The 25,233-nt window shown below is 51.0% G+C and carries 27 protein-coding genes and 1 tRNA gene; 6 read left to right on the top strand and 22 right to left on the bottom strand.

The window, feature by feature from the left end:
• Window positions 1-22: 22 nt before the first annotated feature.
• Window positions 23-463 (bottom strand): DUF2141 domain-containing protein, encoded by a 441-nt coding sequence (locus L9P87_RS06160; RefSeq protein ID WP_237443795.1) that lies wholly within the window; start codon window positions 461-463, stop codon window positions 23-25.
• Window positions 464-805: 342 nt separating this feature from the next.
• On the opposite strand from L9P87_RS06160, the gene L9P87_RS06155 reads away from it, so the two are divergent.
• Entirely contained in the window at window positions 806-1,720 is a 915-nt protein-coding gene (locus tag L9P87_RS06155) for a permease (RefSeq protein ID WP_237443794.1), read from the top strand.
• Between the two features lie 140 nt (window positions 1,721-1,860).
• The gene (locus L9P87_RS06150; protein ID WP_237443793.1) at window positions 1,861-3,315 is read left to right on the top strand and encodes a protein adenylyltransferase SelO; all 1,455 of its coding nucleotides are present in this window, start codon (window positions 1,861-1,863) and stop codon (window positions 3,313-3,315) included.
• 103 nt (window positions 3,316-3,418) lie between these two features.
• On the opposite strand, the gene L9P87_RS06145 is transcribed toward L9P87_RS06150, so the two are convergent.
• The 13 genes from L9P87_RS06145 to L9P87_RS06085 form a co-directional block, all read right to left on the bottom strand.
• Window positions 3,419-3,631 (bottom strand): hypothetical protein, encoded by a 213-nt coding sequence (locus L9P87_RS06145; protein WP_237443792.1) that lies wholly within the window; start codon window positions 3,629-3,631, stop codon window positions 3,419-3,421.
• Between the two features lie 24 nt (window positions 3,632-3,655).
• Entirely contained in the window at window positions 3,656-4,525 is an 870-nt protein-coding gene (locus tag L9P87_RS06140) for an MYG1 family protein (protein WP_237443791.1), read from the bottom strand.
• A gap of 400 nt (window positions 4,526-4,925) precedes the next feature.
• Window positions 4,926-5,915 carry a metallophosphoesterase family protein gene (locus L9P87_RS06135; RefSeq protein WP_237443790.1) on the bottom strand — a complete coding sequence of 330 codons (990 nt, stop codon included), beginning with the start codon at window positions 5,913-5,915 and terminating at the stop codon, window positions 4,926-4,928.
• 143 nt (window positions 5,916-6,058) lie between these two features.
• Window positions 6,059-6,397, bottom strand: a complete 339-nt coding sequence (locus L9P87_RS06130; protein ID WP_237443789.1) for a DUF3604 domain-containing protein — start codon at window positions 6,395-6,397, stop codon at window positions 6,059-6,061.
• Window positions 6,398-6,547: 150 nt separating this feature from the next.
• Complete coding sequence (locus L9P87_RS06125; RefSeq protein WP_237443788.1) at window positions 6,548-7,183, bottom strand: pilin; 636 nt, start codon at window positions 7,181-7,183, stop codon at window positions 6,548-6,550.
• Window positions 7,184-7,221: 38 nt separating this feature from the next.
• Window positions 7,222-7,692, bottom strand: a complete 471-nt coding sequence (locus L9P87_RS06120; RefSeq protein WP_237443787.1) for a GNAT family N-acetyltransferase — start codon at window positions 7,690-7,692, stop codon at window positions 7,222-7,224.
• 74 nt (window positions 7,693-7,766) lie between these two features.
• Entirely contained in the window at window positions 7,767-8,189 is a 423-nt protein-coding gene (locus L9P87_RS06115) for a hypothetical protein (RefSeq protein WP_237443786.1), read from the bottom strand.
• 116 nt (window positions 8,190-8,305) lie between these two features.
• Entirely contained in the window at window positions 8,306-9,061 is a 756-nt protein-coding gene (locus L9P87_RS06110) for a hypothetical protein (protein ID WP_237443785.1), read from the bottom strand.
• 555 nt (window positions 9,062-9,616) lie between these two features.
• Entirely contained in the window at window positions 9,617-10,459 is an 843-nt protein-coding gene (gene yghU / locus L9P87_RS06105; RefSeq protein ID WP_237443784.1) for a glutathione-dependent disulfide-bond oxidoreductase, read from the bottom strand.
• 78 nt (window positions 10,460-10,537) lie between these two features.
• Window positions 10,538-11,515 (bottom strand): NADPH:quinone oxidoreductase family protein, encoded by a 978-nt coding sequence (locus tag L9P87_RS06100; protein ID WP_237443783.1) that lies wholly within the window; start codon window positions 11,513-11,515, stop codon window positions 10,538-10,540.
• 391 nt (window positions 11,516-11,906) lie between these two features.
• Window positions 11,907-11,993 (bottom strand) — tRNA-Leu (locus L9P87_RS06095).
• Between the two features lie 68 nt (window positions 11,994-12,061).
• Window positions 12,062-13,294: a DUF711 family protein gene (locus L9P87_RS06090; protein ID WP_237443782.1), complete on the bottom strand. Its 1,233-nt coding sequence runs from the start codon at window positions 13,292-13,294 to the stop codon at window positions 12,062-12,064.
• A gap of 24 nt (window positions 13,295-13,318) precedes the next feature.
• Window positions 13,319-14,053 carry a TetR/AcrR family transcriptional regulator gene (locus L9P87_RS06085; protein WP_237443781.1) on the bottom strand — a complete coding sequence of 245 codons (735 nt, stop codon included), beginning with the start codon at window positions 14,051-14,053 and terminating at the stop codon, window positions 13,319-13,321.
• Between the two features lie 117 nt (window positions 14,054-14,170).
• On the opposite strand from L9P87_RS06085, the gene L9P87_RS06080 reads away from it, so the two are divergent.
• The gene (locus L9P87_RS06080) at window positions 14,171-15,685 is read left to right on the top strand and encodes an FAD-dependent oxidoreductase (protein WP_237443780.1); all 1,515 of its coding nucleotides are present in this window, start codon (window positions 14,171-14,173) and stop codon (window positions 15,683-15,685) included.
• Window positions 15,686-15,748: 63 nt separating this feature from the next.
• Here L9P87_RS06080 and L9P87_RS06075 read toward each other — a convergent pair whose 3' ends face one another.
• Window positions 15,749-16,459, bottom strand: coding sequence for a pseudouridine synthase (locus tag L9P87_RS06075; protein ID WP_237443779.1), 711 nt, complete (start codon window positions 16,457-16,459; stop codon window positions 15,749-15,751).
• Window positions 16,460-16,693: 234 nt separating this feature from the next.
• Here L9P87_RS06075 and L9P87_RS06070 point away from each other — a divergent pair, with 234 nt between their 5' ends.
• Window positions 16,694-17,530: a hypothetical protein gene (locus L9P87_RS06070; protein WP_237443778.1), complete on the top strand. Its 837-nt coding sequence runs from the start codon at window positions 16,694-16,696 to the stop codon at window positions 17,528-17,530.
• 86 nt (window positions 17,531-17,616) lie between these two features.
• On the top strand, window positions 17,617-18,726 hold the full coding sequence (locus L9P87_RS06065; RefSeq protein WP_237443777.1) for a cation diffusion facilitator family transporter: 1,110 nt from the start codon (window positions 17,617-17,619) through the stop codon (window positions 18,724-18,726).
• Here L9P87_RS06065 and L9P87_RS06060 read toward each other — a convergent pair.
• Both L9P87_RS06060 and L9P87_RS06055 read right to left on the bottom strand, forming a co-directional pair.
• Window positions 18,695-19,747 carry a helix-turn-helix domain-containing protein gene (locus L9P87_RS06060; protein ID WP_237443776.1) on the bottom strand — a complete coding sequence of 351 codons (1,053 nt, stop codon included), beginning with the start codon at window positions 19,745-19,747 and terminating at the stop codon, window positions 18,695-18,697. The genes L9P87_RS06065 and L9P87_RS06060 overlap by 32 nt on opposite strands.
• Before the next feature lie 11 nt (window positions 19,748-19,758).
• A complete protein-coding gene (locus L9P87_RS06055) occupies window positions 19,759-20,001 on the bottom strand; it encodes a YecH family metal-binding protein (RefSeq protein ID WP_237443775.1) in 243 nt (80 codons plus the stop codon).
• Between the two features lie 257 nt (window positions 20,002-20,258).
• On the opposite strand from L9P87_RS06055, the gene L9P87_RS06050 reads away from it, so the two are divergent.
• On the top strand, window positions 20,259-21,059 hold the full coding sequence (locus L9P87_RS06050; protein ID WP_237443774.1) for an SDR family NAD(P)-dependent oxidoreductase: 801 nt from the start codon (window positions 20,259-20,261) through the stop codon (window positions 21,057-21,059).
• A 16-nt stretch (window positions 21,060-21,075) separates the two neighbouring features.
• On the opposite strand, the gene L9P87_RS06045 is transcribed toward L9P87_RS06050, so the two are convergent.
• The 5 genes from L9P87_RS06045 to L9P87_RS06025 form a co-directional block, all read right to left on the bottom strand.
• A complete protein-coding gene (locus L9P87_RS06045) occupies window positions 21,076-21,957 on the bottom strand; it encodes a M48 family metallopeptidase (RefSeq protein ID WP_237443773.1) in 882 nt (293 codons plus the stop codon).
• Window positions 21,954-22,409, bottom strand: a complete 456-nt coding sequence (locus L9P87_RS06040; RefSeq protein WP_237443772.1) for a YbjQ family protein — start codon at window positions 22,407-22,409, stop codon at window positions 21,954-21,956. Before L9P87_RS06040 ends, L9P87_RS06045 begins: the two co-directional genes overlap by 4 nt.
• A gap of 3 nt (window positions 22,410-22,412) precedes the next feature.
• Window positions 22,413-22,727: a YbjQ family protein gene (locus L9P87_RS06035; RefSeq protein WP_237443771.1), complete on the bottom strand. Its 315-nt coding sequence runs from the start codon at window positions 22,725-22,727 to the stop codon at window positions 22,413-22,415.
• Between the two features lie 167 nt (window positions 22,728-22,894).
• Window positions 22,895-24,118, bottom strand: coding sequence for an anaerobic sulfatase maturase (locus L9P87_RS06030; protein ID WP_237443770.1), 1,224 nt, complete (start codon window positions 24,116-24,118; stop codon window positions 22,895-22,897).
• A 141-nt stretch (window positions 24,119-24,259) separates the two neighbouring features.
• A complete protein-coding gene (locus L9P87_RS06025) occupies window positions 24,260-25,159 on the bottom strand; it encodes a LysR family transcriptional regulator (RefSeq protein WP_237443769.1) in 900 nt (299 codons plus the stop codon).
• Window positions 25,160-25,233 lie beyond the last annotated feature (74 nt).

Genomic DNA, 25,233 nt, shown 5'->3' with positions numbered 1-25,233 from the left:
ACTCTCTGGCGTGTTGTCAAAGTTATTTAATCTTGCTGAGGGCGATGGGCACTGTTTTTGCCTGGTCAAAGGGAAAAGACGTTTCCTGATAGCTCGGCGGCCCAAAACGACCACGGGCGTTATTGGAAAACCCAATAAGCTCCTTCGGAATACCGATAAAGTTGGTATTGAGCTCGTTGTTGCTGTCCTCGTCATAGATGGCGCTGACGGAGTAGGTGGCAAAGGCTAAGTCGGCAATTTTAAATTCCGCCCCGCCCTTGTCGTCAACAGGCAGAGTGACGGTTCTCAGCGCTGCTTTTAAGAAGCTTTCTTCGGTGTCGTAGACAGAGATAATAATCTGTCCCTTGTTTGGGTTGGCGCCCGTGATATCGAGGGTCAGCACTCCGGTGTTTTCCTCGGCAAATGCCGGTGAAAAAATAACTGCAGCTGACAGTATCAGTACTCTCACCATCAATGTTGTCATTGTGCTTATCCTTAATAGTATGGCGGTCACCGGGCAGCGGTGGCTGACCGCTGAAATAGCACGAAACCGTAGGGTTATGATTGTCTTCAGGCAAATAGTACAGCAAGTGCTTTGATTACGCAAAAGTACAATGAAAATGAGTTTTTTGCTCTAAAAGTGCTATTAATGGTTGTTTAAAATACGCATAAAGCCTCTTTTTTGTGGACGCCGATAAGTGAATCGCGCCGGCGAATCGTCGGTTGGCGGTCAGGATATACTTCGGTATTTCTAGAAATAACTTGACCTCGATGGCCTGTGGGCGTATATTTCGACTATTCCAGAAATATAGATTGGAGCGATACAATGACCATCACTCAAGACATGGTGCTAGACACCCTCGGGATGTTTGCCTTCCTCGCGGTAGAGCTGACTATCCTCTTCTTATTAATCAGCTACCTCGTCGGTGTGCTGCAGGAGTATATTCCCCCTGCCAAGATACAGAGCATCTTGAGCGGCAAGAACGGCAAGGGTTATGTGGTTGCCGCGCTGCTGGGGGCGATCACGCCGTTCTGTTCCTGCTCCACCATCCCGTTCTTAAAAGGGTTGCTACGAGCCAAGGCCGGTTTCGGTACCATGATGGTCTTCCTCTTCGCCAGCCCGCTGCTTAACCCGATTATTATCGGTTTGTTTGCCGTCACCTTTGGCCTGCAGGTCACCGTGTTCTACTTTGCCATCGCCATGGGGGTCTCGGTTATTGCCGGCTTCACGTTAGAGAAACTGGGCTTTGAGAAGTACGTTAAAGCCGAGGCCTATGTCGCCCCCGTAGCCAAGGGCTGTGGTACCGGCTGTGGTGGTAACGCCGCACCGGTCAGCAAGTGGCTGAGAATTTGGCATAGCACCTGGGTCGATTTCAAAAAGGTATTACCCTACTTGGCCGGCGGTATTGCCCTGGGCTCGATGATTTATGGCTTTATGCCCACCGAGTGGGTCGCCAGTGTCGCCAGTAACAGCAACCCCTTTGCGATTCCGGTGGCGGCGGTGATTGGTATTCCGCTCTACATTCGTGCAGAGGCGGTGATTCCACTCAGTGCAGCCTTGGCGGCAAAAGGCATGGGGTTGGGCGCCGTCATGGCCTTGATCATCGGCAGTGCCGGGGCGAGTTTAACCGAAGTGATTTTACTGAAATCGATCTTCAAAAACCCAATGATTATCGCCTTCTTAGTGGTCATCCTCGGTATGGCCGTCAGCGCTGGTTTCCTTTACCAGTTCATCTTCTAAGCCAGGCCAGCAAGCCATCGCCATAGTCGAAAGAATATGGCGATTTTTTTGCTTTGAGCCCTAGGCTGATCACAGGTAAAGTAGGCTGATTAAAACAACCTAGTCTTATCATTTGAACCGAGTTTACAGGGCCGTACCGTATGGAATTCAGCAACCGCTATATCGCATTGGGCGAGCGTTTTTATCAAGCGTCGACGCCAACCCCTGTCTCTTCACCCACGCTGTTCCTGTGGAATAAGGCGTTGGCGACCCAGCTGACGTTATCGGATGCCCAGCAGCAGGATGAGCAGGCGATGGCGCAGTATTTTTCTGGCAATCAACCATTGCCCGGCGCAGAGCCTGTTGCCACCGCCTATGCCGGTCATCAGTTTGGTCAATTTAACCCGCAACTGGGCGATGGCCGTGCCCATTTGCTGGGCCAGGTTAGCGATCAAGCCGGCCGGTGGTTGGATATCCAATTAAAAGGCTCTGGCCGCAGTGCTTTCTCCCGCGGTGGTGATGGTCGATGTGGCCTGGGGCCGGCGGTGCGCGAGTTTGTCATGAGTGAGGCGATGAAGGCCTTAGGTGTGCCGACAACGCAATGCCTGGCGGTGGTGAAAAGTGCCGATCAGGTATTTAGGCAGCGGCCAGAACCCGGCGCCGTGGTGACCAGAGTGGCCAGCAGTCATATCCGGGTGGGTAGCTTTCAGTTTTTTGCCGCCAACGGCGATATCGAATCGTTAGAGGCGTTATGCGAGTACAGCATCGATACCCATTACCCCGAGATTAGAGCGGCTGAGGGTAATCGTTATATTCGTCTGCTCGACAGCGTCATTGGCAAACAGATTGAGTTAGTGGTGGCGTGGATGCGGGTGGGCTTTATTCACGGCGTGATGAATACCGATAATACTGCGATCTCTGGTGAGACCATCGACTACGGTCCCTGTGCCATGATGGGTGACTACAACCCCGACACCGTTTTCAGCTCTATCGATACCCGCGGTCGCTATGCCTTTGGCCAGCAGCCCGGTATTGTGCAGTGGAATATGGCTCGCTTCGCCGAGTGCCTGTTGTCATTAATCGATAATGACGATGAGCAGCTGGTCGGCGAGTTAACCGATTTAATCAACAATTTCCCCGCCCGATACCAGCAGGCCTATCTGGCTATGATGGCAGGCAAATGCGGTATAGCCGCTGTCGCCGAGGGCGACCAAGCCTTTGTCGATGCGCTGTTGCAGCAACTGGCCGAGCAAAAACTAGACTACACCATCAGCTTCGATCTATTAACACAATCACTTAGCTGTGATGTGGCAAGAACAACCATCGAGCAGCAGTTAGGTGAGGTATACGGTCAATGGCGGCAACGGCTGTCGGTACAGGGATTGAGTAATGACGAGGTTGAGCAAGTCATGCGGGCAGCAAACCCGCGAGTTATCCCCAGAAACCATCAAATGGAAGCGGTGATCAAAGCCTGTGTCGAGACCGAAGACCCCGGCTCAGCGCTGGCGTTTCTGGCGGTGCTACGCCATCCCTATGAACTTGTCGAGGGCACCGAGCACTATCAACAAGCCGCCAGCGATCACGATGCCGGCTACCAGACTTTCTGCGGCACGTAATATTAAAAATAAAGGACATGAGCCAGCCAAGGCAGCAGGCGCTAAAACAATTAGCGCGGTTAGTGGCGGCGAGTGTGGCGGGTACGCAGGGATAGAGGAATGATTAATAGCCCTGCTGTTTGAGCGCCTCGTCCCTCGCCTTATCGGCATCCAGTTGAGCCTGTTTGGCCGCCTTGGCGCTGTCGATCGCCTTTATATGGTGCTGTAAAATCACACCCTCACCACTGTCGTCGTTTTTATCGGGTTCAACATCGGCGCCGCAGCCGATGATGACAACACCGAATAACGCGACGATAAACATTCTCATGGCGTGCATGAATACTCCCGATTACTGATTAATTTATTCCTGCAGTGCGATAGCTGCCATTTTCATCGTGCTGGCAAACGATTCTGCACCCGCAATAAACAAACCATTATGGCAAAACATGGCGTCGTCAATACCGGTTACTTGTTTAAGCGCATCATCGGATAAGCCGGCCCATGATTTGGGCAGCGATTTTCTGTCTTCAAATGAGCCGGGTTCAACCGGGACTGTTTGAATTCTCCACTGGCCAGACTGAGAGGGGTAAATCATATATAAAGCCGCTTCAGACAAGGCGTGAACCGTTCTTTTCCACGGGGTATATTGTTGCAATACGATCACTCTTGGATCTTCTGCATCCTCAATAGCCTTGGCGACAATGGATTTTGCACTAATGCCACCGTTAGCGGATGCAATGAATCGTGTTAGAACGCGCGATGCAAAGTCGACCGCCTGATCAAAACAGCTATCAAAGTGGCTATCTTCTTGCCAGGTTGGATTAAACATTGAAATAGTTTGGCTAAGGCTAATACCGCTAGAAACACCTTCGACATGACCGCAATCAATGGCATCTATGTTAGATACCAGGCCCGCATCAACAGAATTTGCTACGTCTTGGTTGCCTTGGCATAGTTGTAAACCATATTTCTTCCAAATCAATCCAAATGAGGAATAGGGGATACCATTTTCACGTTCACCGGCACCACCACGTTGATGGTGATCAAAACGGCCAGCATCCGGGTCATATTCGCCACCCACATCAATCACAATATCGGCCTTGTGGATAAGCTCTAAATCACGGGTGCGTATTAGTTTAAAAGAAGGGAATAACTTCTTCATTGCAGCGACACTGAAAACATCATCTGCATGAAAATTACCGTTGTGAGTTGCTATGGTTTTATCGTTCATGTGCATTGCTACGTCTGAGAAAGGGATAAGAAGGGCCGACAGGTAAATTTCGATGTTTGGTGAAAATTAATAGGGGCAATACTACACGAAACGCGCAAACAAAGCGCGCAAACAAAGCGCGCAAACAGGACACCCATCCTCATGTCGTTGGAATAATGACAACGGCCCAAGCCGCGTAGTCAGTCTCGGTCAGCGCCTTCAAAAAGCGCAGCGACAGGCGCGGGCTGTGACTGACGGAGTGGCGTTCGGAGTGCGGTTTTCGGCATCTAGCGACTAGGCCAGCGTGCTGCCAGCCGACACCGGCACCGATGACGCCGCGAGTACTTCCCTGTAGGCTCAGCGTCAGCGTCCCTGCTGACGATGCCTCTGTGCCGATATCGTCTGGCGCTATGTAGTATCATCACCTCGCGCCTGCACAGCTGTCGTCACGCAGGCACAGGGCATCGCCGTTGGCGGGTACCTGGCCGGTTTTATCCAGCATGCCGTTCAGCTTAATATTCAAATAGCTTGGCTGATCCGTTAGCCCCACCCATAGGATGTGATCCATATTCTTGGCTGCGCTTTTTATCATTGCGCCGCCGGTCGTGGCCAGCTGAATATAGTCGCGACCCAAACGCTGGGTATATTGATAGCCATGGACATGGCCATTAAATACCGTGTACTTCTCGCCACCGAGTGCCGCTTCTATTTTTTTGAAATTACTTTCGTTGTCATCCTGCCAAACAGGCTTGTGCATAAACAGAAATACCCAGCGAACCTGTTTATTAGCCGCTATCGTGTCCGTCATATATTGGGTCTGGGCAGCACTGATTTCACCGTACTCTCGCTGCGGCATCTTGGCGTATGCGGTGTTGGGGTAATCCACCGGGTTATTGTTGTAGATCGCAATAGCCTCGTTGCGCTTTAACTTTAAGTCGGCGAAAAAGTCATCGCTAAAATCCTCGCTGTCTAGCACCAAAAAAAGCGCATCTTTATAGATAAAATGATAATAACGAGGGCCAACGGTTTGCTCATACCAATCACGCATAACGGGGTTGGAGATATCATGGTTACCTACCACCGGGTAAAAATCCAAATCCCCCTTATTCAGCTTGTGATTGAAGCTCTGCCACTCGCGGTTCATTTGATCAACATTCTCGGTGCCGCCGTCGATCAAATCACCCACACTGATAATAAAATCGGGTTTCATCGCAGCAATACTCTCAGCGGCCACCTCAAACACCCCCTGACGCTCACCGCCGGTGAGGTCGCCAATGATGGCAAAGCGCACCAGGCTGTCGTCGACCACGGGGGGGGCAACTGCTGTGATCGGTGTATCGTCGGCATAGGCCGTGTTATAGGCCGAGGCAAGAAAGACCACGATTAACAGGCTGAAGATGGCTTTGAGCATACTAAGGTCTCGGTTTTAATTATGGGGGTGATCCATCGATTGATTGTAACAAAGATACGGCTGCTAATTGGATAGGCTCGTGTGCTGCCAGCCGACACCGAGGACGCCGCCAGTAGTTGCACTGGCATCAGCAAGCTTGGCTATCACGGCGTATACCAAATCGCCGAAGTAATCGCGCGCTCTTGAATCGACTCTGGCTGCATCGGTTTAATCCCCAGCTTCACCGCATCGAAGGTAGACCAACGTGGGGTTGGAATCACTAACACCCTGACATAGTAAAACGCCTCTGCCGCTGGGTTAAAATCAGGGTCCTGCCAAAAACTCATTACCATGGAGCCGCCAATGGTGTTTTGGTAGGTTGCCTTGCTGCTGTCGGTGCTGAGTGAGCTTTCAAGAGTCGGGTCATCGAGTTTAGAACAGCTGACAATGGCCATCGACAGAGTGCACAGCGCGAGGCTGCGGAGTGGGGTGAAATTAGGCATATTTTTATAGTTATTTTATTTTTCTGAGAATATTTATATTACAGCCACGGCCGGAAAATAACCACTGATGATAAGGGGCGGTGAGGCCTGACAACCGAAATCGGCTGGCGCTGGCTGCATTAACCTCGGCCACTGTGAACGGGTGGCTGGCTAATACCGTTCTTGGGCATAGACACAGGAGGAGATGAGTTGATCGATATCGCGGTAATCCGGCGACTCGCAGGCCCAGGCCAGGCCAAACGCTTGCTCGCTGGGGCGCAGATAAACCTCACCGCCTTTAACGCCAGAATCCGCCGTGTAAACCAACGCAATGACGCCGTCACGACGCACCTCGGCGGCGGCCAAGGTACCGGCAGCGTAGGCCTCTGGCTGTTCAAGGCCGGCCTCTCGGTTAGATGTCGGCGCCCGCCCGTGGATTTGATAGTATTCGGCGACCGTCATCTTTAACATGGTGCCCATCTGCAAGCCTTGAGAGAGTTTGGCTGAGCGCAGCGCCTTATCCTGCATCTTGTCGGATTCGGCCAGCATCTCTTGGCGCAGACGCATCTGCTCCTCTTCGCGGCTCACCAAGGCCTCGCGCTGACGATTTTGCTCCTGCAACTCCTGCAGCCGCTGCTGATGAATTCTTTGTTCTTCTTCCCGCTGTTGTTGTTCCTTATCCCGTTGCTGCTGCTCCTGTACCGCCTGGGCAAGACGCTTTTTCTCGTGATTATTGCTGATGATGTTAGCCATTAATCCCAGGGTTATTAGCAACAACATTAAACCCAATAGCTTAGATTTCGACATTTTTAAAAGTCCGTTTTTAATGACTGGTTATATGAAAATTACTGGATAGTTTTAATCATGTGCACGGTTTCTGGTTTAAACCCTAGGGTTTGATAGAAGCCGCTCGCTTTTTTATTATTTGCAAACACTTCTAGGTGTAATAACCGACAGCCTAAATCTTTAGCCCATTTCTCGGCACACGCCATTAGCATTTTACCAACACCTAAACCTTGTGATTCAGCTGTTACAGCAAGCAGTGGTATTGTTCCACTGGTTTCACCGGAAATACTGTCTTTGTGAGTGCGAACATGTATGAACCCCAGAGGGATGTTGTTAGCCTCAGCGATAAATGTACCATTGCGTTGTGATGTTTCGGCAAGCATCTCAGCAATGTAATCATATTGCATTTTATTAATCACATCATCAGTATGCCAATCGAGTTGAGCAACCTCCGCTAGGCGTGGGGAAAGGTCAACAATAAACGAGTGGTCATTTTTGTTCGCGGCTCGAATTAATACCTTAGTTGTCATGGCAGTTCTCGATGGCTACAGTTGAATGCGAATGTTAACAGTCCGTTTTGCTGCCGCTTGTTATGCATAGTTACTTACCATGCTATATAAATAGCTAAACCAAATGCTATTAGAAACGCTGGTACGATGAGGCCGCCAATAGCCATAGCAGTACCTGTAGTTTTGATACCATCGAGGTCTGAGTTCAAAGCAAACTTACGACGTTTAAAAACTGCGTAGACACAAATAATATTAAAAAATATGGCTAGTAATGCAAAGATAACTTTATATAAAAATACACCCTCTAGATGTGATTCGTTTAGCATTAGAAGACCAGTAATTAAGACTGTGGTGAATGCTGGGATCTCTACCCAGAGATCAGTTGTATAGTGCATTTTTGATGCTTTAATCAGATTTTCATCGCTTTTCATACCGTCAAACTCTATAGCGAACTCTGCGCCGACAACTCCGATCCAGATACCAAGTGCTATAAGATGTATGATTAAAGTTAGATCCACGATTTACTTCCCCTGATTGCTAACGCCTTGCTCAGCGGTGAGTTAAACTGGCGTTTTTTTTGCCGGGTTTATGGCAAAAAAAGTGACAGTTTGACGAGTCCGACTGCAGCAACTTGTTAGCCCATCGCCTCAGCATTCTCTAAAGCTAGTTTTTCAGCTAACTTTACTCGTTTTTTTTCACTGACTTCCAATGCTTTAAACTTACGAATATCTTCTACAATTTCTAGATAACATTGATGCGTGCACATCACCTCATCAATTACACGATCGACAATCGAGTCATATTCATTAGCATCATATAAATCCCAAACACTTTTCCCACTTTCAAATTTCTTTCCTGGCATGTACTTTTGCAAGATCAAGCTTTTTGTTTTTGGATAAAGGAAATCATTAGAATTATTGAATGTTGCTATAGATAACTGCGAGATATCAAGGATTCGAAACATATTTTGAAATTCAAAAGCTTCTGCATTGCTTAAAATCTTATACCTTTTAAATAACTCAAACAAAATTGGTACATCTGAAGAAGAAATCCCAATACCACACATTATCGGAGAGACTCTGCCTTCGTGAGCATTTATTACAAGTCCACAAGTTGTCCTTAATAGCTTATATATAGCTTCAAGTAGCTCTCTTTCAGACTTGTAGTCCCAAAGCCAGAAAGATTTTACTTTCCTCTTTGGATTATTTGATGTTTTAGATAAATCCTTTTCAGGATTTGCTGGCAGAAAAGATCCTCCTATCAGCTTACAGCGCTTGTCCCAAGGGTTATAACAAAAGCCAGATTTATCTCTTCCAGCTTCAGGCACATAAAATTCAAGGTCAAATAAGATAACCCTACATTTTGAAAGCTTGACTCTCGAATGTTTCATATTATTCCCAAGTGGGCTAACAGTGAATTAATAGGCCAACAGGCGTTATATGTCTTTTGCTGTTTTCGCCCATTATATATTCACCTAAAAAAATAATTATTATATTTATCAATTGCATACAGCCCCGGCTCAAAAGCAAAGCGAGCCCGAAGTCAATAATAACGTTGTTCTAGGATTTTCCCTGTAACAATAAACGCTACCTAATACTATCAACAAGTTACAGGCTATTCTACCGTGTTCAAGCGCCCGGTGGCTTCATAACACGGCCATGCTGGCAAGAATACGCAGCCTTTAGTCAGTATTGAGCCAGCCAAAGCCGCGTAGCCAGTCATTGCCCGCGCCTTTAAAAAGCGCAGCGACAGGCGCGGGGTGTGAGTGACGGAGTGGTGTTCGTAGCATGGGCTATGGGCTGGCGATATCGGCTTTTCAATGTATGGTGCCCAGAAGAGGTCTTGAACCTCCACGGCTAGCAGGCCAGCAGCACCAGAGGCTGGTCTGCGGGTTGCCTGGCCTCAGTCTTCAGCGCCAAGCGCTTACCACCGGTGTCGCCGGCGATTAATCGAAATCACTGGCGCTGTGACGCTCCATTACACGGGTTGCTTCATCGCCCCAGACTCTGTTGACGCGCTCGCCGCGCTGTACCGCAGGGCGGGCTTTTATTTGCTTGGCCCAGCGTTGTACGTGGGTGTAGGTATCGACGGCTAAAAATTCTTGGCCGCCATAAAGATTGCCAATCACCAGCTCGCCGTACCAGGCAAAGTTAGCGATGTCGGCAATGGTATAGTCATCGCCGCACAGGTATTCACGTTCGGCCAAGGTCTTGTCCAATACATCCAGCTGGCGTTTGACTTCTAGGGTGTAGCGGTTGATGGGGTATTCGAGCTTTTCTGGCGCGTAGGCGTAAAAGTGACCAAAGCCGCCACCCAAAAATGGCGCGCTGCCAATATTCCAGAATAACCACGACAGACACTCGGCGCGTGCGGCAGGCTCAGTGGGTAAAAACGCGCCGCATTTTTCCGCCAGATACACCATGATGGCACCGGACTCAAAAATACGCGTCGGTGGCGTGGTGCTGTGGTCGGCCATGGTGGGAATTTTTGAGTTGGGGTTGAGCTCAACAAAGCCGCTGCTGAACTGACCGCCATCCATAATGTTGACCAGCCAAGCGTCGTACTCCACCTCGCTTTTATCCAGTGCTAACAGCTCTTCAAGTAATACCGTTACTTTCACGCCATTGGGTGTGGCCAATGAATAAAGTTGAATAGGGTGCTTGCCAACAGACAGCGCTTTTTCATGGGTGGCGCCAGACACCGGACGGTTAATGTTAGAAAAACGGTTTTCGCTGTCTGCGTTTTCACGCCACACCTTGGGGGGTATATAGGTTTTATCGATACTCATGTTGATTCTCCCTAATTGTCTTAGATGTTATTGCTGATAGAAATTCTTTGCTACGGTTTAAATACCGCTAATACGCGATCAAGGGATTAAAACCAACTTACCTTTTACGTCGCGGTTCATTACCTTGGCCAAGGCGGCAGAGGTTTCCGATAGGGGGAATTCGCTGTCGGTCACTAGTCGTATCTTGCCTTGGCTGTACCAGCCCATCAGTTCTTTCATGTTGTCGGCAAATACCGCGGGCTCATGCTGGGTAAAGCTACCCCAATAAACGCCAACCACGCTGTACTCTTTCACCAAGGTTAGATTGATGGGCAGCTTTGGAATGGTGCCGCTGGCAAAACCGATGACCAGTAGACGTCCGTTGCGAGCCATGGCGCGGGAGCAAACATCGAAGGCGTCGCCGCCGACAGGGTCGTAAACAACATCAACACCTTTGCCGTTAGTCAATTCTTTGAGGGCCGTTTTTAGCTCGGTTTCGCTGTAGTTAATTAATTCGTCGGCGCCATTCTGTTTGGCGATGGCCAGCTTTTCTTCGGTAGAGCAGGCGGCAATCACCCGTGCGCCCATGGCTTTACCAATTTGTACCGCGGCAATACCGGTGCCACCGGCGGCACCTAATACCAGCAACGTCTCTCCGGCTTGTAATTGACCGCGTTGTTTCAGCGCATGGTGGGCTGTGCCGTGAGCGCAGAGAAGATTGGCGGCATCGGTGTGAGGCATGGCATCGGGTATGGGCACTAAAGTGTTTGGATTGCAGGCAATCCTTTCGGCAAAAGCGCCGGTGCCGGTGGAGAGCCCAAGTACTCGGGTGCCATTGGGTAAGTGGCTGGCACCAGCTCCCTGTTCAATGACGACGCCGGAAAATTCCATCCCAGGAATAAATGGTAAGGGGGGCTTTACCTGGTAAAGCCCCTGTACCAATAGCCCGTCAGGGAAGTTCACCCCAGCGGCTTTGATATCGATAATAACGTCGCCGGCGCCGGCGATGGGGTCTGGCACGTCGGTGTATTTCAGGTTTTCCAGGGGGGCAAATTGTTCGCAGATAATCGCTTTCATTTATTTCTCCGTCGTTTTTATTTTCTAATTAGCGGGAGGGAATCAATTCGAGCCGACACGGTGATGATGGTGTGTGACCGACGTTATCCGACCCACAGAGACTGGCCCATCTCGACCAGCTAAGGCTCTGCTATTGAGCGTGGGTGGTTTCAATCTAAATCGTACAATCGTTACTGGTGCAAAACCACAATTAGTGTCATTGATTATGTCAATATGCGATTGGTGACGCAATTAATTTTACCGTTTTGGCTGGCCTTTAAATTCAGCTAAAGGGCGGTGTTTGCCTTGGTGAGCTGCAACACCTCAGCAAGGTCTACGTGTTATGTCGGGCGATGAGTTTACGGGCACAAAAAAGCCGATACTGACGAATCAGTATCGGCTTTTGAATAAATGGTGCCCAGAAGAGGACTTGAACCTCCACGGCCCGAAGGCCACCAGCACCTGAAGCTGGCGTGTCTACCAATTTCACCACCTGGGCACGACTGCGTTGCCGCAGCGAGGTGGAAATTTACTGGCATTCACTGGCGTTGTCAATAGTGAGCCGGCCTAAGGCACGGCCAATACGGCGCAGTTGCACAGGTCGTCGCTTTCAAACGCCGTCATATCGCCCGCGCTTAAACCGGGTACGGGGAAGACTCGGACGGTGAGTGGCTTGTTGAGGCGGAAGGCCATGGTGCCGGTGTCTCGCATCAGCGCCGCTATCTTATCCGCCGGTGTATCACCGGGGATCGGCACGGTGTCGAGGCCGATGCCGCAGACGGCGCTGTAGGTGAGCAGTGAGCGGATATCGAAATCGTTGTTGATCGAGCCTGCGGCCAGGCCACGGTCTTCGGTCAGCGCCAGCATCAGGCCTGAGAAACCGACGAGGTCGACACCATCGACCGACTTAAACACCCGGGTTAACAGCGCCGAGGCCTCGACGGTGCCGGCGGCGCCGAAGTAGGACACCCCGAGTTGTTGATAAACCTCGACCATGCTGGCGCAGTCCTTCGACGGCGCGGCGGAGCTGTCGAAGCCAGAGAAGGCAAAATGGGGGTCGAGGTCTGCGCCCTCGACCAGTTGTTGAATAGCCGAGATATGGTATTGCAGTGCCGTGCTCATTACATCGAAATAACGCTGAAACAGCAGCCGGTGATCGGCCTCATCAGTCCTGCTATTAACGTCTTTGAGCACCTCGACGAGTAGGTCGGGGGTTTCCAAGCCGATGACAAAGCGGTTGCCCAGGGCGCTGTCGTGATAGCTGGCGGGGAAGTAGGGGATGAGCGGCTGGCAGTTGAAGTTGACGGTAAAATTAAAGTTGCCCTCGCCGCGGTCGGTGCAGCGGCTGATCGCCTGCACCGCCTCGACGCAGCGATTGATTTGAGCGTTGTCCAGCAGGCCAAACTGATCGGCCTCGATGTTGACGCAGACATTACACAGGTCACCAAACTCCTGCACCAACGCCGGCAGTAAGGCGATTTCGGTGACGGTTTTAGCCTCGCCAATGGCGAAGCGCACGCGAGTGCCGCTGCGGCTGGCTTGGTTGATCAGCTCGCCTAGCAGCGTTAAATCGGCGCGGGCACCGTCGAGGCTGGCGGTATTGAGATACTCGCCAAAGGGGTTGGTGACGATGCGCACCGACTGCACGGTATAGCCCGCTTGTTGGCAGCGCTGGGTTAAGTCGGCACAGAAGTCACTGGCCTGTTGAATCGCCTGCTGCCAGCCTTGCTGATCCCTGGGCAGGGAAATAAACGTGGTAAGAGTGCGCACCTTACACAGGTGTTGCTGTTGGTAATCCACTGTTATCTCCTGGGTGAATAAGCGTTAGATTTTGCCGTTGGCAATGGCTGCCAGGGTCTCACTCGAGGGCTGATTATTGATCACTGCCTCGAGGCTGTCGAGTAGGTTGTTGACGAATAATGCCTTGCCGCCGAGGGGGGCGTCGTTATCGTGCTGACCAATCATGCTGAAGTTGGCCAGCGAGTGGAAGGTGAGGCTGGCATAGAGCACCTGCCGGGCGGCAAAGATTTCCTTTGGCAGTGGCTGCATGGTCTGTTGGAATAACTGGTAAATGCGCCTGCGGGCGGTGCCTTCAATCGCCGGGTGACCGTTAAGAATCATATCGGTGCTGCGCATAAACACCTGGCTGACAATACTGAGGTAATAGTTGCCGCGCTCGCTGTCGAGCTGGTCGGCAAAGGGGGTAATCATCGCCTGCAGTAATCGTCGCGGTGTTTGCTGCTCGTCACTGAGTTGCTCGAACCGGTCGAGCCGGCGGTTGATCTCTTCACCGATGGCGTCGTAATGGTGGTAGATAATCGTTTCAACCAATGCGTCTTTGCTGCCGAAGTGGTAGTGCAGCGCCGAGGTGTTGCGCTGTCCCGCGGCCTTGTTGATCTCGTTAAGCGACACCGCATCGATGCCCTTGGTGGCAAATAATCGCTCGGCCGTGCGCATCAGCAAGTCGCGGCGGTTAAGTCTCTCGGTACTGGCGGCGGTGGGTGCTGGAGCGTCGGGCATGGGTCGTGGTCTGTTGTTGGCTGGGGTGTTAGCGCTCACATTACCATTCGAACAGGACGGTTGCAAAAATAAAGAGCTTTCTTTAAAATTATTTAAAGTAGGTTCTTTAAAGTTCGGTCGATCTTAATAATTAGTTTAAAAAATATAGGTTTATCCATGTCTGCAGCAGAGAAAACAGTCCCCACCAAGGCCAAGAAAGTCAGCGAGATCCAGCAGTGGGACATCGAAACCGATGTCGCCATCGTCGGTTTTGGCGGCGCCGGCAGCAGTGCCGCAATCGAGGCCGCCGATGCTGGCGTCACCGTCCATATTTTTGAGGCCTCGTCGGCTGCCGGTGGTTCGACGGCGTTATCCGGTGGTGAGGTTTATCTGGGCGGCAACGGTGGCACCGCCATGCAGCGTCAGTTCGGCTTTGATGATCAGTCGGCGGACATGGAAAAATACCTGCTGATGCAGCACGGCCCGCAATCGGATGAGGCCAAGGTCGCCGCCTATGTCGATGGTGGTGTCGCCCACTTCGATTGGCTGGTCGATAAAAATATACCGTTTAAGCAGTCGTTTCTTGATGAGCGCGTGGTCGAACCGATGACCGATGACTGCTTGATTTATAGTGGCAACGAGAAGACCTGGCCTGAGATAGAGCACTGTAAACCCGCCCCCCGTGCCCACGTGGTACAGATGGCCGGCATGGGTGCCGGCAAGGTGTTGATGCAGCACTTACAAAAAGCGGTAGAGGATCGCGGCGTCAATATTCACTATGACGCGCGCGCCCTGTGTTTGATTATCGACGAGGCGGACAGCATTGTCGGCATCGTCGTGCGTATCGACGGCAAGGAGCTGAATGTCAAAGCCCAGGGCGGCGTTATTCTCTGTGCCGGCGGCTTTGTGATGAACGAGGAGATGGTCAAGCAGTATGCCCCTAAGCTGACCCGTTGTAACATCCCCACCGGCAACCCCGGTGATACCGGCAGCGGTATTCAAATGGGCATGTCGGTCGGTGCGGCGGCGATTAATATGCACGAGGGCTTTGCCTCGATTCCGTTCTACCCACCCTCGACGTTGACCTTCGGTATGATTGTCACCGACAAGGGCCAGCGTTTTATCAACGAGGATGCCTACCACGGCCGTGTCGGTACCGCCTTGTTGGAGCAAAACAGCGAGCGTATTTATTTCATTGTCGATGTCGATGCCTACGGTGATTATGAAAAACTCAATTTCATGAATGCCGATGTGGTCGCCACCGGTGACAGTATTGAAGAGTTGGAGCAGGAGCTGAAACTGCCGAAAAGCTGTTTAACCCATACCATGAAACTGTATAACGAGTTTGCCGAGCAGGGTGAAGACCCGATGTTCCACAAACAGCCCGCCTGGCTGCGTCCGTTAGAGGCGCCGTTCGTGGCATTGGATATCACCCCGGGCCGCGGCGCCATCTTTCCGTACTTCACCCTCGGTGGCTTGGACACCAAGATTGCCGGTGAAGTATTGAAGGTCGACGGTACGGTGATCGATGGTTTGTACGCAGCTGGCCGCACCTCCTGTGGCATCCCCCGTAGGGGCTCAGGTTATAACTCGGGTATCAGTATTGGTGACGCAACCTTTTTCGGCCGTCAGGCCGGTATCGCGGCAGCGGCACGTGCGAAAGAAAGCCAGGTGAGTGACACTGCTGCCTAGTGCATCGGTGACGATAAATCGAAAAAATAAAAAAAGGCCGAGAGGCCTTTTTTTATTGCCTGCTTAATTTTTCTCAATATCATTGTGATGATAAAAAGAGGCTGCTTCCTCGGCAGTGAGGTCACGCCAGTGGCCACACTCTAGATCGAGCTTTAGTGCCCCTACTTGTTGCCGATGCAGAGCGGTTACGCGGTTGCCGACGGCGGCAAACATGCGTTTAACCTGATGGTATTTTCCCTCGCTGATCGATAGTGAAACACGTTGCGGCGAGACAACGGTGACAGTGGCCGGCAGCGTCGGCTGCTTTTCCCCCTGCAGTAACAGGCCCTGTTGCAGCTGTGATATTGCCTGATCATTAATCGGGTCACGCAGGTCGACGCGATAGACTTTTTGGCAGAGATATTTTGGGTTGAAGATGGCAAAAGACCAGCGACCATCGTCGGTGACTAACACCAAGCCGGTGGTGTCAGCATCGAGGCGGCCGGCAATGTGCAGATCTTCGGCATTGGGGATATCAAGACCGTTCATCACCGAAGGGTGGTTATCGTCGACATTTGAACAGACGGTATTGGCCGGCTTATGGAGCATGATATAGCGGGCGGGGCGTAGGCTGAGCGTCTTGCCACTGAGGGTGATCAGATTGTCTTCGTGCACCTGCATCCTCGCCTCGTCGGCTGGCTTACCGTTGACAGTGACCTCGCCTGCGGCAATGCGTTGGCTGGCTTGTTGGCGGTTCAGTGTCGTACTGCGGCAGAGGAATCGGTCGAGTCGCATAAAATACCTGATGGCGGTAACAGTGGTGGCGGGGTGAATAATATAACAGTTTGCCGTGCTCTTCTCGCGGCTTATTAGCACAGAGTCATAGGGCGCGAATTGGTTGATGCGGCTTGACCCTGGCGATTATGACAGCTCTAATAAGAGTATCAAAAATAAAGTAGCGATAGGGATAATACGATTCAATTACCACGTGATGTTAACGTACTATCGGCCGTCATGGTCAGCTCGCTATTGGCTGTGATGCCGGCCGCCGCTCAAGGGGCGTCAAGCACCGATGATGACAATCATCGGTGGGAATTTTTCTTGCCCTTTCATCTGGTCAGCTTAGAAATCCCCAAATACGACATCAAGGCCGACGTGGTCGATATGGCGAAGTCAGCAACAATGTATTTTACCGCCGGTTTGAAGTGGACGGCGGATAATGGTCTGTGGGTCGAGTACCAAGGCTGGTACGGTAAATACGCCGTAGAGGAAGGCAAGGGTGCCAGAGATAGTACCAGTGGCAGGCAACAGATCGACCTGGGTATTGTGCAGTATGATATTAGTTATAATGCTGGGCTGGCTGTGCAGGCAGACCTCGACATTGAAATGAGTCAGTCGATACAGGCGCTGCGCTTAGGCTATCCGTTTTATCAGCACCGCGGCTTTATTGTCGAGGGCACCACCGGTTTACGCTACTATCACCAGCGTATAAAAATACGAGGCCAGCTGGATGTGGTGGCCAATGGTGGTGCCACCATCGATATTACGCGGCCGCCTATTCTTGGCGGAAACGAGACAATCTCCGGTGTTATTGATTTTAATGAGAGCTTCTCGGGCAGTATTGTTGAGACTCAGCAGTGGGCAGAGCTTACCCTCGGTGGACAGCTGGGTTATCGCCATGGCCGGCACAGCTATCGGCTTAGCTATAGCTTTGGTTCAGAGAAGTCGTCGCGCGGCGAAATTAATTATCGTTATGATGTCAAAAAATTCTATGCAGCACTTGGTCTACGTCGCGATATCCTGTACCCCGATGACGTGAAGGTGGTGCAGAGCGGCCCATTAATGACCCTGGGCTATAAGTTTTAACCCGGAAAAAGTACATATTATCAATACAATATTAGCTCAATCAAGCTGGTCTTGTCAGGCCGCAACACAGTCGTTAGGGAATATATATGACCGCTCAGCGGGAACAGATCATATGGCGGGTTACCGTCGTCGGCACTGTCATTGATGCGGTATTATCGCTGCTGAAACTCGGCGTCGGTTTTACCTTTCGCTCACCGGCGCTGATTGCCGATGGTATTCACTCGCTTAGCGACCTGGTCAGCGACGGCTTGATCTTAGTCATGGCCAAGGTGGCGCATCAGGACCCGGATAAAGAGCACCCCTATGGTCATGCGCGTTTCGAAACCTTGGGCACGGTCATCCTTGGCATGATTTTGTTTGCCGTCGGCTTGGGCATGATGGTTGAGTATGGCACCCTGGTTTATCAGGGGGCTTTGCCGCCTGCGCCCAATGCGTTGGTGCTGACCGTGGTGGCAATATCGTTGGTGGCGAAGGAGGGGCTGTACCATTACACCATGCACTTTGCCAAGCAAGTGACGTCAAAATTACTCGAGGCCAATGCCTGGCACTCCCGTTCAGATTCCCTGTCCTCGCTGGTGGTATTGCTAGGCTTAGCTGCCTCGTTAGCCGGTTATCCACAGTTTGAATTATACGCTGCGCTGGCTGTTGCGGCGCTGATTGTTAAGATGGGCTTTAGTCTGACCTGGGGGGCAACTCAAGAGTTGCTCGACCACGGTGTGGATGATGAAACCATCAGCGAGATAACGGCGGTAATCGAGCAGGTACCGGGGGTTAAAAGCCTGCATTTACTGCGCTCGCGATTAATGGGCCACCAGATCTTTCTCGATGCCCACATCCAAGTTGGCTGGAATATCAGCGCCTCCGAGGGGCATCAAATCAACGAGTGGGTGATGGATGCTGTTCGTCAGCAAATCGATAATATTGGTGATATTACCCTGCATATTGATTCTGAGGATGACGATGCGTCGGATATACAGTTGCTGCTGCCTTTGAGAGCAGAGGTAGAGGCTTATATTGAAGACTACTCAGCCCTGAGCGGCGCTATGAAAGTGACAATTCACTATTTTTCAAACGGTCTGCATCTCGAGTTACTGTATGCTGATCAGCGAAACGATGAGCTGATGCGCCAGCAGTCTGATCAGCTCAAAAGCGATCACCCGCTGATTAAGGCGGTGTCGTTGCAGCGTGTAATTTAGTGTTTTCCTTGCCACTGGCGATATTTTTTCGATAGCAGCGAGGAGATACCCCGGTGATCTTTTTAAAGGCGCGGGAGAAATGTGCCGGATCAGAATAGCCCATGATAAAACCGATTTCAGTCAGGCTTTTATTTGGGTTTTTCATCAGTAATATGATGTGATCAAGCATAATGTCATCGATGATTTTACGATAACTTGTGCCCTCATACCGCAGTCGACGCTGCAGAGTTCTGGCACCAATACCCAGCAGTCTTGCTGCATCATCAATAGCTAGGCGACCAGAGCTTATATAGGGCTTAAGTACCAATTTAAAATTTTCAGAAAAGCTCTCTCTACGGTGCGATTGATGACAGTCAGCCGTACTTCCGCCGAGGAATTCGACGTTACTAATGTTGTCGATATCGGTGATGTCGATGGCGGTTAGTCGGCGCTTTAGATACAGCGTCGAGTGACTAAAGTAGTGCCTGAAATCATCAGTGACTGAGGCCGACTGCAGCGCAATACGACTCGGTCGCCAATCGCGATGTGTCAGCACACAAATAATCTCAGTCATGTACTGAATAATGGCCTGCTCAGCATGCGGTGGCTGGCAGTCGCTGTTATACCGCCTTTCCTGAACCAGAAAAACTCTGCCGGCTATATGGCGACACTCAACTTTACTGTTAGCAGAGGAGGCATTAGTGATGGCAAAGGCCTTGTCGATGACCGAGCGAAGAGGCTGGGCGCTACCGGGCAAGTAGCGCGGTATCAAAAGTTCTTGGCAGAGCTGTTGCAAAATCGTTTTAACGCCTTCTGAGCCATTATGCAGGCTGACGGCGGCGAGTAACTGGGTCCAAGTTTTCTCAGAGCAGTGACTGTGTTGAAATTCTAGAATGGTCAGCGGGAAATTGGCCGACTCAGCAATGGCGTAAATATCGTGGCCATTTTTCTGTAGCAGCGGGATAATTTCACTGGCGATAGCCGTGGTGGCCAGGGGTACAAGGTGGTCGCTATTGGCGGCCAATAGATTATTCCGCGCCATCTTGATTAAACTCAGTGCTGGCAGACTTTCTTGGCATCTGCCTTGAAGCCATTGTCAGTACTTATAAACTTGTCGCGGCCTGCTAGAAAGCTAATCATTTCAGCCGCTGACATATTGTGTTTTTTACAGGAGTGAAACACGGCATCGCCACCAAAGCGTTGTGCCACATCCGCTAGAAGCGAGTCGTTAGTATACTCCTCACCGCTGTCGATCATCATATTTAATACATTATGGACGTGGTGTGACTCGCTCATAGTGCTGGCCTCAATCATCGGAATTAGATGGCCATAGTAGGGGGTATTACCCGCCTACGATATGCGTATTAATCCATACGCTCAATAGAGACTGCCTGGTTGCCTGGGGTGAGTTGAGGTGTCTTTCTGAGCCAAAAAGTTTGACTTATGTAGCATTGTTACATAAGTTGGTGGCCCATATCACAACAACACACCTAAGCGCTGAGTAGACACTGACTGCTGGCCCAGGGCTGCGCTGCAACTCCTTGGAGAAAATAATGAAAGATTTTAATAACAAAGTGGCAGTCGTCACCGGCGCCGGTGGCGGTGTTGGCCGCTCGCTATGTATCGCCCTGGCACAGCGCGGGATGCACTTGGCGCTGGTCGATATCAGTGCCGATGCGCTGGTAGCCACCGCTGAGGCCTGTGCCGGCACCGGTGTGAGGCTGAGTCAGCATGTTACCGATATCAGTGATAAGGCTCAGATGGCGGCCTTGCCGGCGGCGGTGACGGCAGAACATCAGCGCGTGGATCTGTTAGTGAACAATGCCGGTATTACCTATCAAAAGAGTTTTGCCACCCATACCATCGAGGACTGGGAGCGTATTGTCGGTATTAACTGGTGGGGCGTGCTGTATGGTTGCCACTACTTCTTACCGTTGCTCAAGCAGTCGGGGGATGGTCATATTGTCAATATGTCGAGCATGGCGGGTATGTTAGGGCTGCCCGGTCAAACCTCATACTGTGCGACAAAATCGGCGGTTAGAATGTTGTCGGAAGCCCTGTGGGTGGAGCTAAAGAAAGAGAATGTTGGCGTAACCACAGTACACCCGGGAGCGGTTAAAACCGATATGATACAGGCGACGCTAAAACAGTCGGATGATGTCGCTGCAGCCCAGCGAAATTATCGTTTGGCGCAGAAAATTGGTGTCACACCGGAGCATGTTGCCGAGCGTATTATTACCGCGATTGAGAAAAAATCGATACGTATTCGTGTCGGCAAGGATTCAATTTTGCTGGATTTGCTCAAACGCTGGTTCCCGGTGGGCATTCAGAAACTGATGACCAAAATCGCCTAGCCCGCAAGCCGGTTTGTTACCGCTCAGAAGGCGGTTCGATCGCGGCATTCAACCAATCAGGCAACGGTGTCAGCGTCGCGTCGGAGCGGTAACCGGGGTGTTGCTGGATGCGAGTAATGCGATCTTTGTTCAGCGGATGAGTGCTAAAAAATATCGGCGGTTGACTGCCATTTTGCTGTTCGAGCAGAATGGTAAATAGGCTGTCTGCAGCGCCGACGTGACCATAATATTGGCTCAGCGTGTGCAGGGCGCTGTCATCCGCCTCTTGCTCGTGGGCTCGACTAAAACTCAAATGACTGAGGGTGGCGACATGGCTTAACAGTTGTTCTGACATCGCGCCATCGCCGATACCGGCAATACTCATCATGGCAACACCGATGGTCAGGCCGCGGCCGAGGGCAACAATCGGATCGCGGTGTTGAATATGGGCAATCTCATGGCCTAGCACCATCGCCAAAGCATTTTCGTTAGGCATGTGCTCGAGTAAACCGCGAAAAATTAATATATGACCGCCAAGGGTGGCAAAGGCGTTGATCTCATCGCTGTCGACATAGTGAACTGTAATGGGCAGCCGATCGATGTCGTCGGAATATAGGCTGCTATCAGCCTTATTTAATTGATCAGCTAGCTGTTGCAAGTAGTCTTCAATTTGCTGTTGTTGTGGTGCTTCATCGCCGCCGTTGTCGACAGATAATTCACTGTTTATAAACCGCTCGGCCAATGATTGCTCCACCTCGAAGGGGATGAATCGCACCAACTGTTCGGCCAATACTGCCAGGGTGAAAATAACGGCGACGGCAAACAGGGCCACCGCCGCCAGCATGGCAAAAAAATCCTTTAACGGGTGTTCGTCAGAGACGTTAATGCCCTCAGGGATTTTTGGGTTGCTATATTTCACCGTGTCTTTACCGGTATCAACGCCGTGCCATAGGCGTAAACTTCGACGCAGCCAATTTTCTGTTTACGGCCTTTGGTAATCGAGGCAGTTTCGAGTTTGACGTTAATAATTTTTGTCGCTCCCTGCTGCAGCGCCTGTTCTTTCATTCGTAAGATGGCCTCGCGGCGAGCGCGTTCGACCAGTGTTTCAAAGGCGCCAACACGGCCTCCTATCAAGCCTCGTAGACTGGCGGCTATACGTTTAAAATAATCGATGGAAACCACCACATTACCGCCGACAAAGCAGCTGTCGACGCGGCCAATACCTGGTGGCGGCAGACGTTCGCTGAAGACCAGTAACTCGCGATACTGTTCTTCGCGTTCGATAATCGACTTAAAATGGCGTTTCTCGGCAATGCGGCCAAAGACATAGCCCAGGGTCAACAGACCGAGAAAGACATAAAGATCAAACATGGCTTACTCCAGAATAACCGCAGTACCATAGGCGAAAAGCTCGGCGGCACCGGCGGTGACCGAGGAGGTAGAGAAGCGCACATTGATAACGGCGTTAGCGCCAACGGCCTCCGCCTGCTGCTTCATTCGGTCCATGGCCTCTTCACGGGCCTCGGTGAGTAGCTCGGTATAACCTTTGAGTTCGCCACCGAAGATGTTTTTCAACCCGGCCATAATATCGCGGCCAGCGTGTTTGGCGCGCACGGTATTGCCCTGAACCATGCCGAGGTGTTGGGTGATTTTCTTACCGGGGATAATTTCAATATTACTGATTAACACGATTAGCTCCTTGCTGAATGTGAATACATCGTTGTATTTCATCAAGTTACTATTAAAGCGGAATCTGCCGCTGAGCGCATTAGTTATTTCTTCGCCGGCGTGTCATCTGTTGCGGATGAAGAATACAGACCGGCAGCATGACCGATCCAGCATTGTGCATAAACGGCTTAGGCAATACGATGAGGGCTATTGCCGCCAGGTTGTGAGGTTTTTTTCAAACGACTGATCACACTATAAAGGTTGGCAGGGTAACCCTGTTGTACCGTTTCTAAAATGGCGCCTAGCGTGGGCATGGCATGGATGAAAAACTGCTTATAACCGGCACATAGTCGGTTCAGGCCGTTCTCTAAGTCAACGCTGACCGCTGTTCTATCCTTGGGACAGCCACCATTACAAAAAGGCCTGAAGTGACAGCGTTTGCACTGCTGCGGCAGCGATGCCCATTTGTCGGTGCCAAATTTACGCTGTCGCTCGGAGCTGGCAATAAGCCCTAAGTCGTCGCCGTCAATATCGCCGACACGGTAATCATCATAGCTGAAATGATCGCAGGAATAGATGCTGCCATCGTGCTCCAACATTAACTGCTGGCCGCAAAACTCGCTGTGGAAGCACATCTGACTGGGTTGGCCGGCGAGTATTGATAGGGTGTTTTCAAAAAACTGAATATGGACTTTGCCAACATCGTTTTCCTTCCATTCGTCGAACACGTCGCAGAGAAAACTCCCCCATTGATCGGCGCTGAGTGACCAGTCTTTATCCGACCGCTGATCATCAGGGTGTTCGACACAGGGTTGAAATTGAATAACGGTGGAACCTAAGTCTTTCAGGGTCTGATAGGTCTGCCTGCCCTGATCGGCGTTGTCGCTGTGCACCACTGTCAGAGTGTTAAAGCTGACCTGATACTGTTTTAGCAGCTCGAGGCCACGGATGACCTTGTCAAAACTATTTTCCCCCTTGAGAGTGGGGCGGCCGTGGCCGTGATTGAGTTCATCGCCATCGATACTGATGCCGACCAAGAATTGATGCCGCTGAAAAAACGCCGCCCATTTTTCATTGATTAAGGTGCCGTTGGTCTGAAAGGTGTTGGTAATCTTCATCTTATCGCGGCCATAGTGCTGTTGTAACTCAACAGCTTTCTGATAAAACGGCAAGCCTCTGAGTGCCGGTTCACCGCCCTGCCAGCTGAAGTCCAGCTGTTGGCAGTCGTCCGGTTGTGCGGCGATATAGCCGGCAATATATGACTCCAGCATTTGCTCGCTCATCTGCATGGTGGCGCCATCTTGGTAGCGCTCTTGCTTGCGCAGGTAATAACAGTAATGGCAATCGAGATTACACTTTGCACCCACTGGCTTAATCAGTAGATGGAAGGGATGGGCTGATTGGCTGGTCATCGCAACACTCCTTTGAATTAGTCGCCCGCCGGCGGTTGAAGTTGGTCGACGGCAATAATAGAGGCAGCGAGTATATGAGAGGGGGCAGTGTTAAAATACAGGGCTGGCAGGCGTTGCGATATTGATTAAATCAATACCAGCCTAGTCAACCACCGATACTATCGACTCTCTCAGCCATTGATGGGCCGGGTTGTTGGTGAACTTTTTATGCCAAATCATATAAAATTCAAAGGGCTTGGTGGTAAAAGGCGGCTCCAACACCTGTAGATCAAACAGTGGCGCAAACTCCTCGGCATAGCTGGTCAGGGTCAAGCCCACCGCATCGGTTTTCTTCACTGTGGCAAACATACTCAGGCAGGAGGAGTGTTCGCTGAGCATATTGCGCTTGGGGAATCGCGCATTGAGCACCTGCTCCATTACTGTGGTATTGCTCTCGCGCAGGCGATAGAAAACATGTTGCTCTGATAGGTATGCCTGTAGGCTTAAGCCTTTTTTCAGCCGAGGGTGATTGTGCCGGGCAATGACGACAATGCTTTCGCTGATCAGTTTTTGGCTGTGCCAACCCGAGTCCAGCTTGGGCTTCATATCGATAACCAAGTCGGCCTTCTCCAGCGATAAAATATCATCAGTTTGCTGCTCCCCCCCTTGAAACTCCTTGAACACAACAGTCACAGACAGTGGCTGCAGTAATTCTTGCAGCGGCTGTAACAACTGTTGAATAACAAAGTCGCTGGCCACCACCTTAAACTCCCTCCGAGTCTGTATAGGGTCAAAACTCCCGGTGGTCAGCAGCTGATTAATGGTGTCCATCGACTGCTCCAGCTCCTTAAATAAGTTCTGAGCAAACGAGGTGGGCTCAACGCCTCTGCCGGCGCGGAGAAAAAGCGGCTCGCCGACGACATTTTTGAAGCGAGTAATCGCATTGCTGACTGAGGATTGGTTGAGGTTGAGTTCCTCGGCGGCCAGGGTAATAGAGCCGGTGCGGCAAACTGTCATAAAGACCCGAAGAAGATTTAAATCGACGTGTTTGTCCTGAGCCATGCCTACCCCTTTTTAGTATTGATCAAATCAATATTAGAACATGGTTTAGCTTTATATAAAAAATATTTTGTCAG

It is taken from the genome of Sinobacterium norvegicum, assembly GCF_923077115.1.
Taxonomy (GTDB): domain Bacteria; phylum Pseudomonadota; class Gammaproteobacteria; order Pseudomonadales; family Sinobacteriaceae; genus Sinobacterium; species Sinobacterium norvegicum.
Note: the sequence above shows the minus strand (reverse complement) of the source record. Positions and strands in the feature narration are given on the sequence as shown.